The 1,542-nt window shown below is 34.4% G+C and carries 2 protein-coding genes; both read left to right on the forward strand.

Translation table 11 applies throughout. The annotated features are described in order from the left end of the window. Positions 1–983 (forward strand): hypothetical protein (locus Q0323_RS00805; protein WP_298050567.1); only part of this gene is annotated, 983 nt, incomplete at its 5' end. Next, the gene (locus Q0323_RS00810) at positions 984–1,367 is read left to right on the forward strand and encodes a hypothetical protein (RefSeq protein WP_298050569.1); all 384 of its coding nucleotides are present in this window, start codon (positions 984–986) and stop codon (positions 1,365–1,367) included. The last annotated feature ends 175 nt before the right edge of the window (positions 1,368–1,542 follow it).

Raw genomic sequence — 1,542 nt, forward strand, 5'->3', positions numbered from 1 at the left:
ACATAGGCTTAGCTAAGGAGTATATCAAACAAAGCGACTTCTATAATAAAGACCTGGACGGAACAAATGCCTTTAATCCTACTGCTTCCCAGTATGCGGAGAGGTATATGTATTTGGATAGCTTCAATAGGAATAAAAATTTCTACAGTGATAATCTAAAAGTAGATAAGCCTTTTCTAGATGATATAGCTGGTTTCGGGAAAGGCTTTATTTCTGGAGGATGGAATTTTATTTCTAATTCGGTTGAGGGAGCATATAATCTAGTCACCAGCCCGATAGAAACGACAAAAGGCATAATAAACACCATACCGAATATCCCTAGTTTAGCAGGAACGGGCTTAGATAAAAGCGAAGTGGACATTATGGTAGGAGACTATAAAACTGCAACCGAAAGAGATACCGAGGGTGTAACTACGGTATTTACCGGCGGTGCAGGAATAGTAAAAGGCTCTGCGGCTATCGGCAAGGCTGCCTTAAAGCAAGGATTAAAAGAGATACCTAAAAAAGAAATTGTTAAGCCTGCGTTATCCAAAGAGCAAGTAAATAAGGCATTCGTAGATAGCAAGAGTGTAAATCTTAGCAATGGAGCAAGCCCTGCCGACAGTGTCATAAAAAATTCAAATACTTCAAATTTAATTAAAGATAATAAAGCAAACACTAAGATAATAACTTTTGAACAAACTATAGATAAAATAAAATATATGTTACCAGGTTGGATAATTAAAAGCTCTGATAAAAACGGTGGCATAAGAATTATAAATCCGAATAACAATCAATTTGAAATAAGAATAATGCCTGGAAAAATAGATACCCCGAATATAGCGCAACAAAGTGCATATATAAAAATTAAGACCGACAAAGGTTATTTTGATAAATATGGTAATTTGATTATTTCAAATAAACCATCTAAAACAATAGAAAGCCATATAGGACTAGAAAATTTTGACTTTAGCTTGATAGAAAAAATTTATGGAGAAAAATAGATGCTTAATTTAGAAGGGCAGGAATTCCGCGTAAAGGGCATTTATAATAATATAGAAGAGGCTTCCAGCATAAAGCAGCAAAAAATGTATTGGCTGAATGAAAACAACGTAGAGGGCTATATTTCATCGTATATAGAGCTAATGTGCACACTTTTTGATGATTTTGATTTCGACGATTTTGTAAAAAATACAGCTTGTCATTTAGGATTCCCACCAAAACTTATAGAATTATTGCAAGAATTTAGAGATGCTATAAAAAATTATCAAGCAAAAGACGAAACCGATGATCGCGCCATTATAGAGGATCCAAATTGGCATATCGTAGTAGAAAAAGCGCGAGACGCCATAAAAGAATGGGATAAATATAAGTTGGACTCGAAATAATTGGTATTTAAATTGAATTAGACAAAAAAAGGACGTCAATTGATGTAGGAAAGCTCACTGGCCTAAAAGATGCATCCATTGCAAAGATAGTATCAAGATTGCCGAAAGACTGGAAAGTGATGCTACAAAATGACGGTAAAGGAATAAAATTTGTCGATAAAGATGGTGTAGAAAG

The organism is uncultured Campylobacter sp. (assembly GCF_938030145.1).
Classification (GTDB): domain Bacteria; phylum Campylobacterota; class Campylobacteria; order Campylobacterales; family Campylobacteraceae; genus Campylobacter_B.